The 17,870-nt window shown below is 64.5% G+C and carries 16 protein-coding genes; 8 read left to right on the top strand and 8 right to left on the bottom strand.

From position 1 onward, the window contains the following. The first annotated feature begins 119 nt into the window (after positions 1–119). The 4 genes from IMX18_RS13090 (at position 120) to IMX18_RS13075 (ending at position 5,706) form a co-directional block, all read left to right on the top strand. Positions 120–1,007 carry a MerR family transcriptional regulator gene (locus tag IMX18_RS13090; protein ID WP_217190486.1) on the top strand — a complete coding sequence of 296 codons (888 nt, stop codon included), beginning with the start codon at positions 120–122 and terminating at the stop codon, positions 1,005–1,007. 217 nt (positions 1,008–1,224) lie between these two features. After that, a complete protein-coding gene (locus IMX18_RS13085; RefSeq protein WP_217190488.1) occupies positions 1,225–2,409 on the top strand; it encodes a porin in 1,185 nt (394 codons plus the stop codon). 269 nt (positions 2,410–2,678) lie between these two features. After that, positions 2,679–3,842 carry a nitric oxide-sensing protein NosP gene (gene nosP, locus IMX18_RS13080; RefSeq protein WP_013972164.1) on the top strand — a complete coding sequence of 388 codons (1,164 nt, stop codon included), beginning with the start codon at positions 2,679–2,681 and terminating at the stop codon, positions 3,840–3,842. Then, a complete protein-coding gene (locus IMX18_RS13075) occupies positions 3,811–5,706 on the top strand; it encodes a PAS domain-containing hybrid sensor histidine kinase/response regulator (RefSeq protein ID WP_015270042.1) in 1,896 nt (631 codons plus the stop codon). Before nosP ends, IMX18_RS13075 begins: the two co-directional genes overlap by 32 nt. A 171-nt stretch (positions 5,707–5,877) precedes the next feature. Here the strand turns inward: IMX18_RS13075 and IMX18_RS13070 are convergent, their stop codons facing one another. The 6 genes from IMX18_RS13070 to IMX18_RS13045 form a co-directional block, all read right to left on the bottom strand. Next, complete coding sequence (locus IMX18_RS13070) at positions 5,878–6,543, bottom strand: response regulator transcription factor (protein WP_013972165.1); 666 nt, start codon at positions 6,541–6,543, stop codon at positions 5,878–5,880. Between the two features lie 57 nt (positions 6,544–6,600). Continuing rightward, positions 6,601–7,161, bottom strand: a complete 561-nt coding sequence (locus IMX18_RS13065; protein WP_217190490.1) for a PQQ-dependent catabolism-associated CXXCW motif protein — start codon at positions 7,159–7,161, stop codon at positions 6,601–6,603. A gap of 305 nt (positions 7,162–7,466) precedes the next feature. Beyond that, complete coding sequence (locus IMX18_RS13060; RefSeq protein WP_013972167.1) at positions 7,467–8,258, bottom strand: ABC transporter permease; 792 nt, start codon at positions 8,256–8,258, stop codon at positions 7,467–7,469. Next, positions 8,255–8,995 (bottom strand): ABC transporter ATP-binding protein, encoded by a 741-nt coding sequence (locus IMX18_RS13055; protein WP_015270045.1) that lies wholly within the window; start codon positions 8,993–8,995, stop codon positions 8,255–8,257. The genes IMX18_RS13060 and IMX18_RS13055 overlap by 4 nt, the downstream gene beginning before the upstream one ends. Continuing rightward, on the bottom strand, positions 8,992–9,981 hold the full coding sequence (locus tag IMX18_RS13050) for a YVTN family beta-propeller repeat protein (protein WP_217190492.1): 990 nt from the start codon (positions 9,979–9,981) through the stop codon (positions 8,992–8,994). The genes IMX18_RS13055 and IMX18_RS13050 overlap by 4 nt, the downstream gene beginning before the upstream one ends. Positions 9,982–10,012: 31 nt before the next feature. After that, positions 10,013–11,206 carry an ABC transporter substrate-binding protein gene (locus IMX18_RS13045; protein ID WP_217190493.1) on the bottom strand — a complete coding sequence of 398 codons (1,194 nt, stop codon included), beginning with the start codon at positions 11,204–11,206 and terminating at the stop codon, positions 10,013–10,015. 151 nt (positions 11,207–11,357) lie between these two features. Here IMX18_RS13045 and IMX18_RS13040 point away from each other — a divergent pair, with 151 nt between their 5' ends. Together IMX18_RS13040 and IMX18_RS13035 are read left to right on the top strand one after the other, a co-directional pair. Next, on the top strand, positions 11,358–12,632 hold the full coding sequence (locus IMX18_RS13040) for a HAMP domain-containing sensor histidine kinase (RefSeq protein WP_100413427.1): 1,275 nt from the start codon (positions 11,358–11,360) through the stop codon (positions 12,630–12,632). After that, positions 12,632–13,270: a response regulator gene (locus tag IMX18_RS13035; RefSeq protein ID WP_003257635.1), complete on the top strand. Its 639-nt coding sequence runs from the start codon at positions 12,632–12,634 to the stop codon at positions 13,268–13,270. Before IMX18_RS13040 ends, IMX18_RS13035 begins: the two co-directional genes overlap by 1 nt. A gap of 179 nt (positions 13,271–13,449) precedes the next feature. Here IMX18_RS13035 and IMX18_RS13030 read toward each other — a convergent pair whose 3' ends face one another. Both IMX18_RS13030 and exaA read right to left on the bottom strand, forming a co-directional pair. Further along, positions 13,450–14,109, bottom strand: a complete 660-nt coding sequence (locus IMX18_RS13030; protein ID WP_137137417.1) for a pentapeptide repeat-containing protein — start codon at positions 14,107–14,109, stop codon at positions 13,450–13,452. Between the two features lie 188 nt (positions 14,110–14,297). After that, the gene (gene exaA / locus IMX18_RS13025; RefSeq protein ID WP_043935556.1) at positions 14,298–16,193 is read right to left on the bottom strand and encodes a quinoprotein ethanol dehydrogenase; all 1,896 of its coding nucleotides are present in this window, start codon (positions 16,191–16,193) and stop codon (positions 14,298–14,300) included. Between the two features lie 254 nt (positions 16,194–16,447). On the opposite strand from exaA, the gene pedF reads away from it, so the two are divergent. Next, positions 16,448–16,909 carry a cytochrome c-550 PedF gene (gene pedF, locus IMX18_RS13020; protein ID WP_013972175.1) on the top strand — a complete coding sequence of 154 codons (462 nt, stop codon included), beginning with the start codon at positions 16,448–16,450 and terminating at the stop codon, positions 16,907–16,909. Positions 16,910–16,914: 5 nt separating this feature from the next. Beyond that, on the top strand, positions 16,915–17,790 hold the full coding sequence (locus IMX18_RS13015) for a substrate-binding periplasmic protein (protein WP_015270051.1): 876 nt from the start codon (positions 16,915–16,917) through the stop codon (positions 17,788–17,790). Positions 17,791–17,870: the final 80 nt, after the last annotated feature.

The raw sequence follows: 17,870 nt of genomic DNA, 5'->3' as shown, positions 1-17,870 counted from the left end.
GCGGCCTGGCCTGCGTGCAGAAGGCCTCGGCGCCGTTTGTTGCATGATGACCCAAGGAGGCTCGCCGCAGAAGGTGCATATGGGTTTAGAATGTGCCACCCCCCAGATAAACCCTCATCATGACTGACGCCATCCCAGCCGATTTGCTACCCATGCGCGATGTGGTCAGCCTGACCGGCATCAATCCGGTGACCTTGCGGGCATGGGAGCGGCGCCATGGGTTGATAAGCCCGCAGCGCACCGAGGGCGGCCATCGCCTTTATACCGCCCGCGATGTCCAGCGCATACGCGACATCTTGCGCTGGACCGGCAATGGGGTGCCCATCAGCAAGGTAGGCGGCATGCTCGCAGGCCAGCCGGATGCGCCGGTGCAGCAGCACTCGGCGTTCGACGACTGGCGCGCTGCCGTGGAGCGTGCAACCAAGGCATTCGATACACAAGCGCTGGAAAGCATCCATGGGCAGTTGTTCACCGTCCTGCCCAAGTCCACCGTGCTGCGTGAGGTGCTGATGCCAGTCTGGCATGGCCTGGCCTCAGGCATTGCGCCGGGCCAGCGTAGCCAATGGCTGTTTCTGGACATGTTCCTGCGCGCCCGCCTGCTGATGCGCCTGCAGATGAACCAGGCCGATGCACCGCGCGTGCTGCTGGCAGGCACCGAGGGGCAAGCCGAACTGCAGGTGTTGTGCACCGGGCTGCTGTTGAGCAGCGAGCAGCAACGCATCGAAGTGCTCGGTTGCGGGCAGCCGCTGGAAGAAATACCCATGCTGTGTGCAGCAATGCAGCCCGCAGCAGTGGTGATCAAGGTCCAGGTGCCGGTGGACCCTGCCTTGGCCAGGCGCCTGCGTTCGCTGCAAATGGCAATCGTTTGTCCGCTGGCCTTGATTGGCGAGGGATTGGCCGATTTACAACCAGCCTGGCAAGGCCTCCCGCTGTGTCTGCTGGACGAGCAGCGCGCTGACGTCGCACCCATGCTGAACGCCTTGCTCAGTGGTGCCCTGGACCTTTGACAGGGGCCCGCCGTAGTCTGCCGTACTGATCCTCGCCTGCTCCTGTGGGTTACGCCAGAAGTCTTGCCTCTGGGCGTAACCCGGTCCTGGGCCGGAATCATCACGCCGCGCGCGCAGGCCCAAAGCACCTGGCAGCCCCCTCCAAGGCAGCGTTTCTGGCTGTTTGCCAGCTTCTGATAATCGCCTCCGACATCCCGTCCCCGTTTCGGAGCGCGACATGTACAACAATAAGAATCTGTCCCCACGTTTGCTGGCGGCTGTTACCGTCAGCCTGTCGACCCTTTGCCTGAGCAGCCTGGCTCAGGCCGAGATCATGCTGTACGACAAGGACCAGACGACGTTTTCCACCGACGGCTATATCAACGCCTTCTACGTCAACAGCGATGTCGATCGGCAGGGTGAGCAGTTCGATCGCCGCCAGTCACGGGTGAAGATGGGCTTTCTGCCCAACTACCTGGGCTTCAACATGGGCAAGCAGGTAGATGACCTGAAGCTCGGCGCGCGAGCCTCGTTCTGGGTGACCATCAACGACAGCGAAACCAACGGTACCGACACCGCCATCGACGTGCGCCAGTTCTACGGCACCGTGGCCAACCCCGAGTGGGGTGAGGTGCTGATCGGCAAGGACTTCGGGCTGTTCGCCCGTTCCAATATCCTGCTCGACGAACTGCTGGCCGGTTATGGCCAGGTCAGTGACACCCTGGGGCTGGTTGACGGCGGCGGGGTCTCGTTCGGCAACATCGGTAGCGGCTACCCGTACCCGTTCCCCACCTCGCAAATCACCTACCGCACCCCAGTGATGGACGGCCTGCGGGTGGCGGTGGGCATCATGGACCCGGTGGACACCAACGACAGCAGCCCGACCGGCAAGGCCTACCAGGAAAACCCGCGTACCGAAAGCGAGATCACCTACCAGTTCGACCTGGGTGGGGCGCAGATCTACAGCTGGCTCAACGGCAGCTACCAGACCTCCGACAACACCGACCCGGCGGTGCAGTCGGTCACCTCCAAAGGTGTCGGCTACGGTGTGCAGGCGAAGATGGGGGGGGTGTCGCTGACCGGCTCGGGGTTCCAGGCCAAGGGCATCAACCCGTTCTTCACCAACAACGCTGGCGAACCGACCTTGCGCAATGTCGACAGCGACGGCTACCTGCTACAGGGCTCCTACAAGGTTGGCAAGAACCGGGTGGCGCTGTCGTATGGCAAGACCAAGGACGATGGCAACGGTGCGGTGGGCAGCGGTGCGGATTACGAGACTCGTGGCGTGGCGCTGTTCCATGACGTCAACGACAACCTCAAGCTGGTTGCCGAGTACAACCAGTTCTCCATCGACGGCCATGAAACCAGTGACCAGAACGAAGACACCGATACCTTTGCGGTGGGGGCGGTGCTCACCTGGTAAGCCTTGCCAGACCGGGCAACACGGTCAATTGTAGGAGCGGCCTTGTGTCGCGAAAGGGCCGCAAAGCGGCCCCAGGATTTCAGCAGCGATGCACAAATTGCTGGGGCTGCTTTGCAGCCCTTTCGCGACACAAGGCCGCTCCTACAAGGTCCCGCGCATGCCGGTGATATTACGTCCATGGAACCGCCCACCCGCTACCCAAGTAGCATTCGTCCTCGATGATCGCCTTCGTACACTCATCACTCAGCCACCCCGCGCCGGAGACCACGATGCAGCAGGCTCACAACGACGGTGTGGTCAGCGCCATGTCCCAGGCAACCGACGCCCGGCAGGCAGCCCAGGAGCTGGCGGCGCAGTTGCTGCACCCGCACCTGGGCTTCGTGCTGTTCTTCTGCTCCGCCGAGTACGACCTGCAGGCCCTGGGCGAAGCCCTGGAGCAGGGTTTTGGCGGCATCCGCCTGGTCGGTTGCACCAGCGCCGGGGAAATCACCCCGCAGGGCTATGGCCGCAACTGCATAACGGCAGTGGGGTTCGATCATCGGCACTTTTCCATCGCCACCGAGCTGATCGATGAAATGGAGCGCTTCAGCCTGATCGACGCCCAGCAGATGGTCGAGCGCCTGGTCGGCACCTGCCGCAGCAATAACCTGGCGCCGATCAAGGGCCACAGCTTTGCCCTGACCCTGCTCGACGGCTTGTCCAGCCGTGAGGAAATGGTGCTTGCCGCCCTCAGTGCGGCCCTGGGCGACATCCCGCATTTCGGCGGCTCGGCCGGCGACGACAACTACCTGACCCGCACCCACGTGTATTTCGGCGGCGCGTTCCACCACGGCGCGGCGGTGGTGGTGCTGGTCAATACCTGGCTCGACTTCGAAGTGTTCACCACCCACCACATCCTGCCGCGCCAGGAAAAGCTGGTGGTCACCGGTGCCGACAGTGCCCAGCGCCGGGTCTTCGAACTGAATGCCGAGCCAGCTGCCGAGGAATACGCCCGGCACATCGGCGTGCCGGTGGCCGAGCTCGATCATCGTGTGTTCGCTGCCCATCCGCTGGCCGTGCGCATCCACGACCAGTACTACGTGCGGGCGATACAGCAGGTGCACCCGGACCTGAGCCTGAGTTTCTACTGCGCTGTTGAAAACGGCATCGTGCTCACCGCCATGACCCCAGGCCCGCTGTTGCCGAACCTGCACCAGTTGTTCGACGGCTTGCAGCAGCGCCTCGGCCCGCTGCTGCTGACCATCGGTTGCGATTGCTTCCTGCGGCGGCTGGAGCTGGAAGCCCGGGACGGGCTGGAAGCGGTCGGTGCGTTCCTGCGCGAGCAGCGGGTGATCGGCTTCAACACCTACGGAGAACAGTTCGATGGCATGCACATCAACCAGACCTTCACCGGAGTCGCCATTGCCCGCAACCGGCCTCCTGTCGGTCGCTGAACTGCAGGCCGAGGTCGCCCGGCTGCAGCACCAGAACCACAAGCTGCAGCGTATCAACGGCGCCCTGATCGAGCGTATTGAGTCCGGCGTCACGCGTGGCAACGACCCTTATGCCGCGTTTCAGCATTCGGTGGTGCTGGCCGAGCAGGTGCGCGAACGCACCGAAGCGCTGAACCAGGCCATGGCCGAGCTCAAGGCCGTCAACCACCTGCTCAGCGAGGCCCGGCAGCGGGCCGAGACGGCACACCAGCACCAGATCCGCCTGATCACCGACCATGTGCCGGCGCTGATCGCTTACCTGAATGCCGACCTGGTCTACGAATTCACCAACAAGGTCTATGAAGAATGGTATTGCTGGCCTCGCGGCGTGATGCTGGGCCAGAGCCTGCGCGAGGCCCATAGCGAGCAGCATTACCAGCGCCTGGAGGCCTACGTGGCGCGGGCGCTGGCGGGGGAGAGCGTAACCTTCGAATTTGCCGAAACCAACATCAACGGCCAGGAACGCTACATGCTGCGCTCCTACGTGCCGAACCGCCTGGCCAATGGCGAAGTGGTGGGCATCTTCGTGTTGATCCGCGACATCACCGAGCGACGCAATACCGCACAGGCGCTGCACCAGGCGTATCAGCACCTGGAGCAACGGGTACGCGAGCGCACGGCCGAGCTGACCAGCCTCAACGAGCAGCTGCTGCGCGAAATCGAGGAGCGCAGCCGGGTGGAATCGCGCCTGCGCGAGGCCAAGCGCGAGGCCGAGCAGGCCAACCTGTCGAAAACCAAGTTCCTTGCCGCCGTCAGCCATGACTTGCTGCAGCCACTGAACGCGGCGCGGCTGTTCACCAGCGCCTTGCTCGAACACCGCGAGCCGCACAACAGTGCCCACCTGGTGCGTAATGTCAGCAACTCGCTGGAGGATGTGGAGAACCTGCTAGGTACCCTGGTGGATATTTCCAAGCTCGATGCTGGCGTGATCAAGGCCGATGTCGCCCCGTTCGCCCTGCGCGAACTGATGGACAACCTCGCTGCCGAATACGCCCAGGTGGCGCGCAGCGAAGGGCTTGAACTGCATTTCGTGGGCTGTTCCGCCGTGGTCCGTAGTGACATCCAGCTGCTGGCGCGGATCCTGCGCAACCTGCTCAGCAATGCCATTCGCTACACCCGCAGTGGGCGCGTGGTGCTGGGCTGCCGGCGCCAGCGTGGCGGCTTGCGGATCGAAGTATGGGACAGCGGGATCGGTATCGCCGAAGAGCACCTGGAAGAAATGTTCCAGGAGTTCAGGCGCGGTGATGTGCAGCGTCCGGACCAGGACCGTGGCTTGGGCCTGGGCCTGGCGATCGTGGAAAAGATCGCCGGCATTCTTGGCCACCGGATTCGGGTGCGTTCATGGCTTGGCAAAGGCTCGGTATTCGCGGTCGAAGTGCCGCTGAGCACCATCGCGCCCAAGGCCCAGCCGAGCCAGGCAATCAGCGAGCCGATGCTCGAACGCCTGCGCGGGGCGCGGGTGTGGGTACTGGATAACGATGCGGCGATTTGCGCTGGCATGCGCACCCTGCTGGAGGGGTGGGGCTGCCGGGTGGTCACCGCGCTGTCGGAGGAGGACCTGGCGCGCCAGGTGGACAACTACCATGCCGAGGCCGACCTGCTGATCGCCGACTACCACCTGGACAATGACTGCAATGGCGTCGACGCCGTGGCGCGGATCAATGCCCGCCGTACCCAGCCCTTGCCGGCGATGATGATCACCGCCAACTACAGCAACGAGCTCAAGCAACAGATCCGCGAGCAGGGCCACACCCTGATGCACAAGCCGGTGCGGCCGATGAAGCTTAAGGCGGCGATGAGCCATTTGCTGGGCAGCCAGGGCTAGCCGTGATGCCAGACAATCGGACCCAAAGGCTGCTCAGTACCTGTAGGAGCAGCCTTGCGCTGCGAAGAGTCCATTACTGCTAGAGAAGATTTTTGCCTTGCCGGCCTCTTCGCAGCACAAGGCTGCTCCTACAGGGCAATGATGTAGCCTGGGAAAAGGAGCAGCGGCAGATCAACGCCGCAGGTAATCACCGAAATCGATATCACCGGCACTGAGGATGGCCTGCACCCGGTTGTGCACGTTGAGCTTGCGCAGGATCGCCGAAACGTGGGCCTTGACCGTGGTCTCGGCGATATCCAGGGTGTAGGCGATCTGCTTGTTCGACTCGCCCTTGGTCATGCGCTCGAGCACCAGCAGCTGCTTGCGGGTCAGGGCCTGGAGCATCTCCGGGGGGAAGCTCGGGGCATCGTTCAGGCGCCGGCTGGTGCTGCTTTTCTGGGCTCGGATGATGTCGGGCGGCAGGTAGACATTGCCGTTGAGGATCTGCTCGATCGCTTCGATCATTTGTGAACGTGGCGAGGACTTGGTGATGAAGCCCACCGCGCCATAAGTGATGGCCTGCAGCACGATCTGCTTTTCCTGCTCGGCCGAGACGATCACCACCGGCGTCGTCGGTGCCTCGTTGCGCAGGGTGATCAGGCCATTGAGGCCATGCATGCCGGGCATGTTCAGGTCGAGCAGGATCAGGTCGAGGTCGTCATGTTCGTGGGTCAGCGCCAGGGCGCTGTCCAGGTCGGCAGTTTCCATGACTTCGCTGCCCTGGAAGCCATCGCTGATAACGTTGTGGATGGCTTCGCGAAACAGGGGGTGATCGTCGGCAATCAGAATTTTGTACATGGCCTTTTCACCTCGTTTTTATTGGATGGAGCGGGCACGCGTTTGCAGGCGATGAATTCAGGGGAAGGGTTCCGGCTGCGCTGGCTGCAGCGGCAGGTTGGCCTGTTGCCAGGCGTCCAGGCCATCGCGGTACCAATACAGATTCTTATAGCCCAGGGCTTTCGCGCGTTTTACCGCGTTCCAGCTTAACCAGCAATCGGAGCGACAGTAAAAAACTAGCGGTTGCTCCGTGCGCCCGGTGGTGGCTAGTTGCAGGTTGCGCACGAAGTAATCGTGCCACGCCGGGCTCAGCTCGCCGTCGCCGGTGTTGGCCAGCCAGCGGCTGCCGGGGATGTTGGCGTGGGGTTCATCTTCGATGAAGCGGCCTTGCAGCCATTGGCGGCGATAGACGTCGATCAGCACCGGCTTGGGGGTGTGCCCCAGCAGGGCTTGCAGCATGGCGGTGTCGATGACCTGGCCGCCCTCGACCTGCTGTGGGGTCGGGCTGCGGTAGAGGGAGGTGCGGTAGCCGTCGGCGGAGAATAGCGGCGTGGTGTCGGCCTGGGCGATGCCCAGCGTCAGGCTCAGGGAAAGCGCCGCCAGCAATGGGCCTGGCAGCCGGGGCAGGGCACGTGGCATGGGGGTTGTCCTTTTTGTTATAGGCCCATTACATGTCAGTGGCGGTGCATTGTGAATGCGACGATCAGACAGCAAAGGCAGTACCAAAGTAGTAGAAAGCCGGGCGCGCAAACCTGTGGGAGATTGCCCATCCCTTTTGGGCTACGCTGTCGCACAGGGAACAATGTTCGAGAGCGTGTCACCTTCCCTTGTGGGAGCGGGCGTGCCCGCGAACACCGGCGAAGCCGGTGCCATACACCGCGTCGCCTGTTTCGCGGGCGCGCCCGCTCCCACAGGGTTCGCGCTAAGCGATGGATCGCTGCCGCTCAGCGCGGCTTGCGCAGCGCCGCATGCTGGGGGTTGAAGGTAAGGATCGCCAGCAGGGTGAACAGCACGGTCAGCCCCAGGCATACCGCCAGCGCCAGCGGGTTGAAGCGCTCATACAAGGCAAAGCGCACCAACTCCACGGCATGGGTGAACGGGTTCACTGCACACAGCCAGTACAGCCACTGGCTGGCCTCGCGCATCTTCCACAACGGGTACAGCGCCGAGGACAGGAAGAACAGCGGGAATATCACGAAGTTCATCACCCCGGCAAAGTTCTCCAGCTGGCGAATCGCATTCGATAGCAACAGGCCCAGGGCGCTGAGCATCAGCGCCACCAGCAACAACGCTGGCAGCGCCAGCAACAGGCCCGCAGCCGGTGGCTGCACGCCATACAACCAGGCGATGGCAAGGAAGGCGTACACCTGCAGCAGGGAGATCAACGAGGTCGCCAGCAGCTTGCTGCCGAGCAGGAAGGGCCGCGGCAACGGGCTGGTCAGCAACACGCGCATGCTGCCCATCTCCCGGTCATAGACCATCGACAGCGAGCCCTGCATGCCGTTGAACAGCAGGATCATGCAGGCAAGGCCCGGAATGATGTACACCTCGTAGGGGATATAGGTGTCGTAGGGCTCGATGATCGCAATGCCCAGGGCCGCGCGAAAGCCGGCGGCGAACACCAGCAGCCACAGCAGCGGGCGCACCAGGGCGCTGAGAAAACGGGTGCGTTGCAGGACGAAACGCAGGCATTCGCGCAGGAGAATGCCGTTGAAGCACTGCCAGTAAGCGTTCATCGGGCATTGGCTCCTGTGGGGGCGCTGGTCAGGCGGGCAAAGGCATGGTCGAGGTCACCGCCGTGCTCCAGGCTCAGGGCATCGGCCGTGCCGCTGGCCACCAGGCGCCCTTGATGCAGGATCAGCAGGTCATCGCTGGGCTGCACTTCGTCCAGCAGATGGGTGGTCCACAGCACACTGAGGCGCTGCTCGCGGCACAGCAGCCGCAGGTGCTGGTTGAGCGCCAGGCGGCTAGCCGGGTCGAGGCCGACGCTGGCCTCGTCGAGCAACAGCAAACGCGGCTCATGCAGCAGCGCGCGGGCAATCTCCACCCGGCGCCGATGGCCGATGTTCAGCGCCCGGACCGGTTCGCGCCGCCGCTCATCGAGGCCCTGGCGGGCCAACTCGGCATCGACCCGAACATTGCCCTGGCGCCGCGACAGGCCGTGCAGCGAGGCGTGGTAGCGCAGGTTCTGCTCCACGCTCAGGTCCAGGTCGAGGGTGCTTTGCTGGAACACCACGCCCAGCTGGCGCAAGGCCGGGCGCGTGGCGTTGCGCAGCGAGCAGCCGCACACGCGGATGTCGCCATGCTGCAGGTCGTACAAGCGGGTGAGCAGGGCGATCAAGGTCGACTTGCCGGCGCCATTGGGGCCCAGCAAGGCGGCGAAGCGCCCGGGCGCCAGGCTGAAGCCGACGTGCCTGAGCGCCTCGCGCTGGCCGTAGGCAAAGCTCACGTCACTGACTTCGAGGGTATTCATGGCGTCACCACCACGCCCCAGGGGTAGCGGCCGACCTTCACCGACTTGAGCACCTTGAGGTTTTTTGCATCGATCACCGAAACGTCGCCACTGACCCCGTTGGTGGCCAGCAACTGGCTCTGGTCCGGGGTGAACGCCAGTTGCCAGACCCGCCGGCCCACCAGCAGGTAGTCGAGTACCTCATAGGTCTTGGCATCGACCACCGCCACATGGTTGGCAGGGCCCAGGGCGACGAACGCGTACTTGCCATCGGCGCTGAGCTTGATGCCTACCGGCTGGACCTTGTCCGGGTGCACGCCCTTGATCTGGAAGTTCAGGGTTTTCAGCACCTGGCGGCTGGCCACGTCGAGGATGGTCACCGTGCCGCCGATTTCTGCCGAGGCCCACAGCCGCGAGCCGTCCTGGCTGAATTCGACGAAGCGCGGCCGCTGGTCCACCGGGGTGCTGTCCGCCAGGGTCTGGGTGCTGGTGTCGATCCAGTGCAGCATGTTGGTGGTTTCGCTGGTGTTGACCGCCCATTTGCCATCCGGGCTCACTGCCATGCCTTCGGGCTCGATGCCGACGTCGATTTGCCCGAGCACCTTGTCGGTCTGGGTATCGATTACCGTCACCAGCGCGTCGTCCTCGTTGGACACGTACAACCAGCGGTCGTTGGGGTGCAGGGCGAACTGCTCGGGGTCCTTGCCGGAGGGCAGTTCCTTGATGATCTTGCGGCTGGCCACATCCATCACTTGCACCCGGTCCGAATCGCTGGCGCAGATGTACAGCAGCGTGTTGTCGTGGGACAGCAGCAGGCCGCGCGGGCGCTGGCCCACTGGCAGGGTTTCGGTGACTTGCAGGGTCTGCATGTCGATCAGGCTGAGGCTGTTGTCCTTCTCGTTCGATACCCAGGCGGTGGCGGCCACGGCGTGCCCGCTGGCAAGGGCCAGGGCGCCCGACAGCAGGCTGGGGTAAAGCAGTGCCCGGTGAAAAGGGGAGCGACGCATGGCGAAATCCTTTTTTGTTGTGGTTATCGGGTCAGGGGTAGCCGCAGGTCACTTCGGGCCTGTCGTAGCCCAGGCTGTCCATTTCGTTGAACGGGTGCAGGAAGCCCTCCTGCGGCGAGGTACTGACCAGGGCCCGCGGCTGCACCAGCGGGATCGGCTGGCGCAGCTCGCCGTTCCACGGGCGGTAGCTGAGCTTGCGGCCCTTGAAGCCGTCCAGCGGCAACTGCTCGCTGAGCAGCAGTTGCTGCAGGGCGCGGGGCTCGGCCTGGCGCAGTTTGCTCACTGCGCTGGCGACGCTGCGCACGGCCATCCAGGCGGCGAAGTCGCGGTCGTTCATCCAGCGCCCGGCCTGGGCTTCGAAGCGCTTTTGCAACTGCGCCGCGCCGAAGGTTTCAACGGTCTTGTGCCAGCCGGTGGGGGTCAGGCCCTGGGTGCCGGCTACCGGCCGCGGATACCAGGTCTGGTAGGGCAGGTACTCGCCGAAGTCGCCGCGTTCGTCAGCCACCAGCACCACGTCGTACTCGGCGGTTTGGGTGAACAGCGGCATGTCGGCCTGGGCGCTGCGGCGCTGGTCGTTGTCGAATGTCCAGGCTTTCTCCGCGACCAGCTGCATGCCAAAGCGCTTCATGGCGCGGCGCAGGGCCGCCGCATAGGCCCGGTCATCGTCTGTCTGGCCGACGACCAACAGCGCCCGCTGCCATTTGCGCATTACCAGGAACTGCGCCAGGGCATCGGCCAGCATGGCGCGGCTGGGCAGGCTGTGTAGCACATTGCCCAGGCACTGGCTGCTGCGCAGGCTGTCGTCCGGGCTGCCGGCGTTGAACAGCAGGCTGTCGGGCAGGGCGGCAGATAGCGCGCGCAGGCTGGCGGCGGGGGCATTTACCACGAACAGCCGCAGGCCCTGGTCATGCTGGGCCTTGGCAGCTTGCAGCAGGGCTTCGGGGCTTTCGACCGTGGCATTGGCCAGGTGGAATTCCTGTTTGAGAAAACGCCCGCTGCTGTTGCTGTCGACAATCGCCAGTTCGGCGCCCTGCAGCCCGGCATCGGTGGGTTCGGGAATGATGTTGGACAGCAGCGGGCCGGGATCGGGGCGATAGCCGAGATAGCCGATGCGCACTTGCAACGGTTCCCCGCCCGGGGCCTGCGCGGCGGGTGCCGGGCTTGCAGAAAGCGTCGCGGCCAGGGCCAGCAGGCAGGTCATGGCAAGGTGGGCAGGCAGGCGCATAAGGCAACTCCACGGCAGATGGCGCCAGCATAGGAAGCGCGCCGGGAGGGGGGAATATGCAGAAAGTAGCGCTCGCCCGGTACCAAGGTAGTAATTCACCACATGGGCGCGGGTTTTACGATGGCTGCAGCAACCCCGAGGAGAACTGCCCATGCGCCTTGTCAACCTTTCGGCCCTGTGGCGGATCAACCTCTGGGTCACTTGTTGCTTCGCGATGTTGACGCTGGCCTGTGCCGGGGTGCTGTTGCGCCAGGCGGTGGCTGACGTGGAGCGGGAGTTGCAGTCGGCGCAAGCTGTGGTGGCATACCTCGGCGACACTGCCGAGCGCGACCCGCAGAGCCTGCAACCACGGCTGACGCAAAGCCTGCGCCATGTGCGGGTGCACTGGCTCGCGGCGGATGAACCTGCGCGGCTGCCGCAAGCAACCGGCCTGGATGCCTGGCTGGGCCGCCAACTGCTTGGCCAGCGCCACGACAGCAGCCGGCTGCTGGAGCTGGGTGACGGCCGCCGGGTAATGATCGCCGTGGATGCGCGGGATGAAATCGATGAGGTCCGCGACTCGCTGCAGCAGCTGTTGGTCCTGTGCGGCCTGGCGTTGTTGCTGAGCTTGTTGACCATCCGTTGGGCGGTGCGGCGGGGCATGGGCTTGCTGGACGATCTGCTGCAGGCCTTGCGCCAGGTCTCGGGTGGGCAATTGACCGCACGCCTGCGCGAGGCCGGCCTGCCGGAGGCGCGCCAATTGGCGGAGCACTTCAACCGCATGACCGCGTCTCTGGAGCAGGCCCGCTGCGACAATACCCAACTCACCCAGGCCCTGCTGGCGGTGCAGGAGCAGGAGCGCACCCAGTTGGCGCAGACCCTGCACGACGATCTCGGGCAATACCTGGCGGGTATTCGGGCCCAGCTCTGCCTGCTGCGCATGGTCGCCGACCAGCCAACCGCGGTGGCGCAGACGACACGCACCCTGGAGCTCGATTGTGAACGCCTGCAGCAAGGTTTCCGCGCCCTGGTACATGACCTGTACCCGCTGGCGTTGCAGCACATGCCGCTGGCCGAAGCCTTCGGCCTGCTGGTGAGCCAATGGCAGGCCAGCCAGGGTATCGATTGCCGCCTGCGGGTAGGCGAGCATTTGCCGGCACTACCCGGGCCGAGTCGCACGCATTTGTATCGTTTGCTGCAGGAGGCGTTGACCAACGTCGCCCGTCACGCCGGCGCAAGCCAGGTGCGGGTGCGCCTGCAACGCAGCGCCAAGGGCTTGCGCCTGCTGGTTCGCGACAACGGTTGCGGTGCCAGCCAGCCCCAGCGCCCCGGGGTAGGCCTGCACTCGATGGCCGAGCGCGCCCGCAGCCTGGGCGGTGAGCTGCGCATCCTCAGCCGACCGGGTGCCGGCTGGGCGCTGGCCCTGAACATTCCCATGGAGGTGTGATGAATATCGTGTTGGTCGATGACCACGCCGTGGTCCGCCAGGGCTATGCCAGCCTGCTGCGAGCGGTGCTGCCGAAGGTACAGGTGCGTGAGGCTGCCAGTGGCGAAGAGGCGCTGGCGCGGGTTCAGGAACAGGTGCCCAACCTGGTGATCATGGACTTTGGCCTGCCAGGCATCAGCGGCCTGGAAACCACCCGGCGCCTGCGTCAGCGCCTGCCGCAGTTGCGGGTGCTGTTCTTCAGCATGCATGACGAACTGCCGCTGGTGCGCCAGGCGCTGGATGCTGGTGCCTCGGGATACCTGACCAAGAACTCGGCGCCCGAAGTGCTGATCGAGGCGGTGCAGCGGGTGTTGGCCGGGCATGCCTATATCGAACAGCCCTTGGCCACCCAGCTGGCCTGCACGTCACAGCAGAATGCCAGCGACCCGCGCCTGCAGCGCATGACCCAGCGTGAGCTGGAAATTTTCGTGATGCTGGCCAAGGGCACACCGGTGCGGGGGATTGCCGAGCAGTTGTGCATCAGTGCCAAGACCGTGTCCAACCACCTGACCTTGCTCAAGAGCAAGTTGCAGGTCAGCTCCCATGCCGAGCTGGTGCATCTGGGGATTGACCTGGGGGTGGTGCGGGTGGCGGGGTGAGGTGTTCTGCTATCTGGACGCTGCGCAGAGCCCTGTAGGAGCGGCCTTGTGTCGCGATGGGCCGCAAAGCGGCCCCCAGGGGCTTCAGCGTCAACGCAGCAATCGTCGGGGCTGCTTTGCAGCCCATCGCGACACAAGGCCGCTCCTACAGGGGGCCTGCGCAAGGCAGGATATCGGGCTCAATTGTCCCAGGTCTCGGGGCACCCCTTGCACCCCTCCATGTTGGCCTCTTGAAAATTCCCGTAATGCTGCCGCGCCCCGCGCAAGTCGGCGCGGGCCAGGTTGCTCTGGCCAAACTTGGCCTCCTGCAGGTTGGCATCGCCAAGGTCGGCCCCTTGCAGATCAGCCTTGCTCAGCCAGGCCATTTCCAGGTCCGCCGCGTGCAGATTGGCCTGCTGCATCTTCGCCGCTGACAACCTTGCGAACTGCAGGTAGGCCGCGCTGAGGTCGGCCCTGGCAAATTGCGCACCTTGGGCAAACAGGCCCCAGCCCTGAATTGCAACGAGCCGGCTTTGGCTCAGGTCGGCCAGGCGCAGGTTGCTTTGCTGCAGGCTGGCGCGGGTCAGGTTGGCGCCTTGCAGGTTGGCCTTTTCCAGGTTGGCCAGGTCCAGCCGGGCATGGCGCAGGTCCGCATCGCGCAGGTCGGCGCCGGCCAGGTTCATCTTGCGTAGGTCCTGGTTGGCCAGGTTGGCGCCCCGCAGGTCGGCCCCCGGGCACTGGCTGGCTTCGGCAATCACGCAGCCGTTGATGGTCAGGGGGGGATCGTTGCCTGCGTCGTCGGCATTCTCGGCCATGGCAGGAGACAGCACGATCAGCAAGGCAAGTGGCAGATAGGTCATGGCAAAAGGCTCTCAATGTGAAGTCGAGCAATCATCCCGGGCCGCATTGCGGCCCATCACCTGTAGGAGCAGCCTTGTGCTGCGAAGAGGCCAGCAAGGCCACAGATCTGCTTCGGCTGTAATGGCCTCTTCGCAGCACAAGGCGGCTCCTACAAGCAATAGGCTGCACCGCAGGTCACCTCAGGCAGTCAACGCTGTGCAGTCTTGTTGTCCCAGCTTGGGATCTTGAACACCCAGAACGAACCGCCCTGGGCCACCGGTTTGGTCAGTTCGGCCATGTCGCCGCCCCACAGCGGTACCGCGCCGCCGTAGCCCACGGTCACGCCGATGTACTGCTCGCCGTCCTGTTCCCAGGTGATCGGCGGCGAGACGATGCCGCTGCCGGTCTGGAACTTCCACAGCTCCTTGCCCGTCTTGGCGTCGAAGGCCTTGAAAAAGCCGTCGCCGGTGCCGGTGAACACCAGGTTGCCCTTGGTCGCCAGCACGCCGGCCCACAGCGGCAGGTGCTCCTTGTGCTCCCAAACCAGCTTGCCGGTGGTCGGGTCCATGGCGCGCAGGGTGCCGACGTGGTCGTCGTACATGCGCTTGATGCGGAAGCCCATGCCCAGGTAGGCCGAGCCCTTCTTGTAGTTCACTTCCTCGGTCCAGTACTCCTCCTTCCACTGGTTGCCGGGGATGTAGAACAGGCCGGTGTCCTGGCTGTAGGCCATGGGGTTCCAGTTCTTGCCACCCAGGAACGGTGGCGAGACTTCCACCGGCTTGCCCTTGGTTTCGCCCGGCAGCGGTTTGGCCGGGCGTTGACCGGGGTTCTCCACCGGGCGCCCGGTCTTGAGGTCGATGTGGCTGGCCCAGGTGATGTTGTCGACGAAGGGGAACGCGTTCTGCAGTTTGCCGTTGCTGCGGTCCACCACATAGAAGAAACCGTTGCGGTCGGCGTGGCCGGTGGCCTTGACCTGCTTGCCGTCCTTGTCCTTGTAGTCGAACAGCACCAGTTCGTTGTTGCCGGAGAAATCCCAGGCATCGTTGGGTGTGTGCTGGTAGAACCACTTCACCTCACCGGTGCTTGGGTCGACGCCGACCTGCCCTGAGGTATACAGGCTGTCGAAGTCTTGCGGGTTGCCATCCTTCGAGGTGCGCGCCCAGGTGTTCCAGGGGCCGGGGTTGCCGGCGCCGACAATGATGGTATTGGTCTCGGGGTCGAAGCTGGCGCTTTGCCAAGGGGCGCCGCCGCCATGGCTCCAGGCTTCGACCTTGCCGGTTTCGGTGGTGGGGTCGTCCGGCCAGGACGGCGCCTTGACGTCACCGGTCGGCGTGCTGTCCTTGCCGTTCAGGCGGCCCATGTGGCCCTCGACGAAGGGCCGCATCCACACCTCTTCACCGGTGTCCGGGTCGCGGGCGAACAGTTGGCCGACCACGCCGAATTCATCGCCGGAGCTGCCGTGGATCAGCAGTACCTTGCCGCTGGTCTTGTCCTTGATCAGCACCGGGGCACCGGTCATGGTGTAGCCGGCGGCGTGGTCGCCGAATTTCTTGTTCCACACCACTTTGCCGGTGCGCTTGTCGAGGGCGATGACCCGGGCGTCGAGGGTGCCGAAGTAGATCTTGTCGCCGTAGATCGCTGCGCCGCGGTTGACCACATCGCAGCAGGGGCGAATGTTGTCCGGCAGGCGGTGGTTGTAGGTCCACAGGCGCTTGCCGGTTTTCGCATCGAGGGCGAACACCCGCGAATAGGAGCCGGTGACGTAGACCACGCCGTCGCTGACGATGGCCTGGGATTCCTGGCCGCGTTGTTTCTCGTCGCCGAAGGAATAGGACCACGCCGGGGTCAGCTTGAACACATTCTTGTCATTGACCTGGGCCAATGGGCTCCAGCGCTGGGCGTTGGTACCCATGCCGTACTGCAGCACATCCTGGGTGGTCAGGTGGTCGTTGGCGATGTCTTCCCACGTCACGTTCTTGCTGGCAGGTGCCGCAGGGGTGGTGGCTGCCGTGGCCACGCTGCCCAGGGCCAGGCTACCGGCCAGCAGCAAGGCTCGCACGCTCAGGGCCAGAGGGGAAAGGGCGGGTAGCGTTCTTGTTGTCATGGTTGCAGTTCCCAGTGGAGGTTTTGGCCTGCACAGGGTGGGACGGGGCGGGCCTTGCGGGATACGGAAAAAGTCCCGCCCTTGCCGGGAATAGTTCCCACGGGGCACCTCATTTGGCCGTTCGCCACAAGCCCTACTACCAAGGGAGTAAGGCGCGGCCACCAAAGCAGCATTCGGCCGCCTGCGGGCTGTTTCTAAGATGGCGACACGGCCTCTGTGGTTGAGGCCTTGCGTGCAATCGTGAGGGCATAAAAATGACAACAAAACGCAACGTCTTGCTGGCTGCCGGGCTGCTTGCCAGTGCAGTGCTGACCGGCACTGCCTGGGCACATGGCAATGTGGTGCCCCAGGCCGTGGAAACCAAGGGCCTGACCCCGATCAAGGACGCTGGCGTAACCCTGGACGGCGATGGCTGGGCAGCGGTCAACCCGTACCGCAGCTCTCCCGAGCACGACAAGGCCGTGGAGATCGGTGCCTCGGCCTACAACCAGAACTGCGCCGCCTGCCATGGCCTGGAGGCCAAGTCGGGGGGCATCGCCCCGGATCTGCGCATGCTCGATGCCGGCGAGGCCGGGGATGAGTGGTTCGTCGAGCGGGTACGCCACGGTGCGGTCCGCGACGGCCGGGTGTACATGCCGAAGATGGCCGACTACCTGAGCCAGGAGGCCCTGTGGGCGGTGCGCACCTACTTGGACAGCGTGCACGTCGAGGAATGACGGCCATGCGTCTGTTGGCGGTGCTGTTCAGTGGCTTGCTGCTGTGCTGCGCGGCGGCGCAGGCGCAGGTGCGCAACTACGACGCGATCATCGCCGCCGGCGAATTGAAGGTGGCTGTGTACAAGGACTTTGCGCCCTACAGTTTCGAGGACCACGGCCAGCCGCGAGGTGTCGACGTGGAGCTGGCGCAGGCCCTGGCAACGGCGTTGGGAGTGCGCTTGCAGCTGATCTGGGCGCCACCCGGGGAAAAGCTCGACGACGATCTGCGCGACTACATCTGGCGCGGCAGCCCGTTGCGCCACCAGCAACTGGCCGACCTGATGATGCGGGTGCCATACGACCATGCCTATGCGCAGCGGCGCAACGAGGTAGGCGAGCTGGAAAACGCCCAGGTGGTCATGTTCGGCCCTTATCAGGAGGAGCGCTGGCAGGTCGCCTATGATCGCCGCCGCCTGCCCTCGGTGGCCAGTGTCGCGGTGTTCCAGCAGCACCCGATCGGGGTCGAGGTGGACAGCGTGCCGTCGTTCTACCTGACTTCTGTGTTCAACGGCATGCTCAGTGCCAGGACCCATCATTACCCCAATGTGCAGCAAGCTTTCGGCGCCATGCAGGCCGGCCAGGTGGACGCGGTGATGGCGATGCGCGGCGAAGTTGACTGGCAACTGCATCAAGCCGCCGACCCGCAGCTGGCCCTGGCGGAAAACGCCTACCCGAACCTTGGCAAGCAGGCCTGGGAGATCGGCATGGCGGTGCATGAAAGCAACCGGCAGCTGGCCTATGCGGTGGAGGAAGCGCTTGAGACGCTGATTCGTGATGGGCGGATGAAGGCGATTTATGCCAGTTATGGCCTGCGTTACCAGGTGCCGGAAATGTATCAGTAGCGCTGGTGCGACCCCTGTGGTAGCGGGCTTGTCGAGGCGTCGAACCGCCGCGAACACGGGCGAAGCCCGTGCCATCCACC

Origin of the sequence: Pseudomonas shirazica (genome assembly GCF_015168335.1) — a bacterium.
GTDB lineage: Bacteria > Pseudomonadota > Gammaproteobacteria > Pseudomonadales > Pseudomonadaceae > Aquipseudomonas > Aquipseudomonas asiatica.
This window is presented reverse-complemented; position numbering and strand designations above follow the sequence as displayed.

What these genes read in the sequence shown, in the direction of transcription:
- IMX18_RS13090 (WP_217190486.1), top strand. Translation starts at nt 120, where the DNA reads ATGACTGACGCCATCCCAGCCGATTTGCTACCCATGCGCGATGTGGTC.
- IMX18_RS13085 (WP_217190488.1), top strand. Translation starts at nt 1,225, where the DNA reads ATGTACAACAATAAGAATCTGTCCCCACGTTTGCTGGCGGCTGTTACC.
- nosP (WP_013972164.1), top strand. Translation starts at nt 2,679, where the DNA reads ATGCAGCAGGCTCACAACGACGGTGTGGTCAGCGCCATGTCCCAGGCA.
- IMX18_RS13070 (WP_013972165.1), bottom strand. Translation starts at nt 6,543, where the DNA reads ATGTACAAAATTCTGATTGCCGACGATCACCCCCTGTTTCGCGAAGCC.
- IMX18_RS13065 (WP_217190490.1), bottom strand. Translation starts at nt 7,161, where the DNA reads ATGCCACGTGCCCTGCCCCGGCTGCCAGGCCCATTGCTGGCGGCGCTT.
- IMX18_RS13060 (WP_013972167.1), bottom strand. Translation starts at nt 8,258, where the DNA reads ATGAACGCTTACTGGCAGTGCTTCAACGGCATTCTCCTGCGCGAATGC.
- IMX18_RS13055 (WP_015270045.1), bottom strand. Translation starts at nt 8,995, where the DNA reads ATGAATACCCTCGAAGTCAGTGACGTGAGCTTTGCCTACGGCCAGCGC.
- IMX18_RS13050 (WP_217190492.1), bottom strand. Translation starts at nt 9,981, where the DNA reads ATGCGTCGCTCCCCTTTTCACCGGGCACTGCTTTACCCCAGCCTGCTG.
- IMX18_RS13045 (WP_217190493.1), bottom strand. Translation starts at nt 11,206, where the DNA reads ATGCGCCTGCCTGCCCACCTTGCCATGACCTGCCTGCTGGCCCTGGCC.
- IMX18_RS13040 (WP_100413427.1), top strand. Translation starts at nt 11,358, where the DNA reads ATGCGCCTTGTCAACCTTTCGGCCCTGTGGCGGATCAACCTCTGGGTC.
- IMX18_RS13035 (WP_003257635.1), top strand. Translation starts at nt 12,632, where the DNA reads ATGAATATCGTGTTGGTCGATGACCACGCCGTGGTCCGCCAGGGCTAT.
- IMX18_RS13030 (WP_137137417.1), bottom strand. Translation starts at nt 14,109, where the DNA reads ATGACCTATCTGCCACTTGCCTTGCTGATCGTGCTGTCTCCTGCCATG.
- exaA (WP_043935556.1), bottom strand. Translation starts at nt 16,193, where the DNA reads ATGACAACAAGAACGCTACCCGCCCTTTCCCCTCTGGCCCTGAGCGTG.
- pedF (WP_013972175.1), top strand. Translation starts at nt 16,448, where the DNA reads ATGACAACAAAACGCAACGTCTTGCTGGCTGCCGGGCTGCTTGCCAGT.
- IMX18_RS13015 (WP_015270051.1), top strand. Translation starts at nt 16,915, where the DNA reads ATGCGTCTGTTGGCGGTGCTGTTCAGTGGCTTGCTGCTGTGCTGCGCG.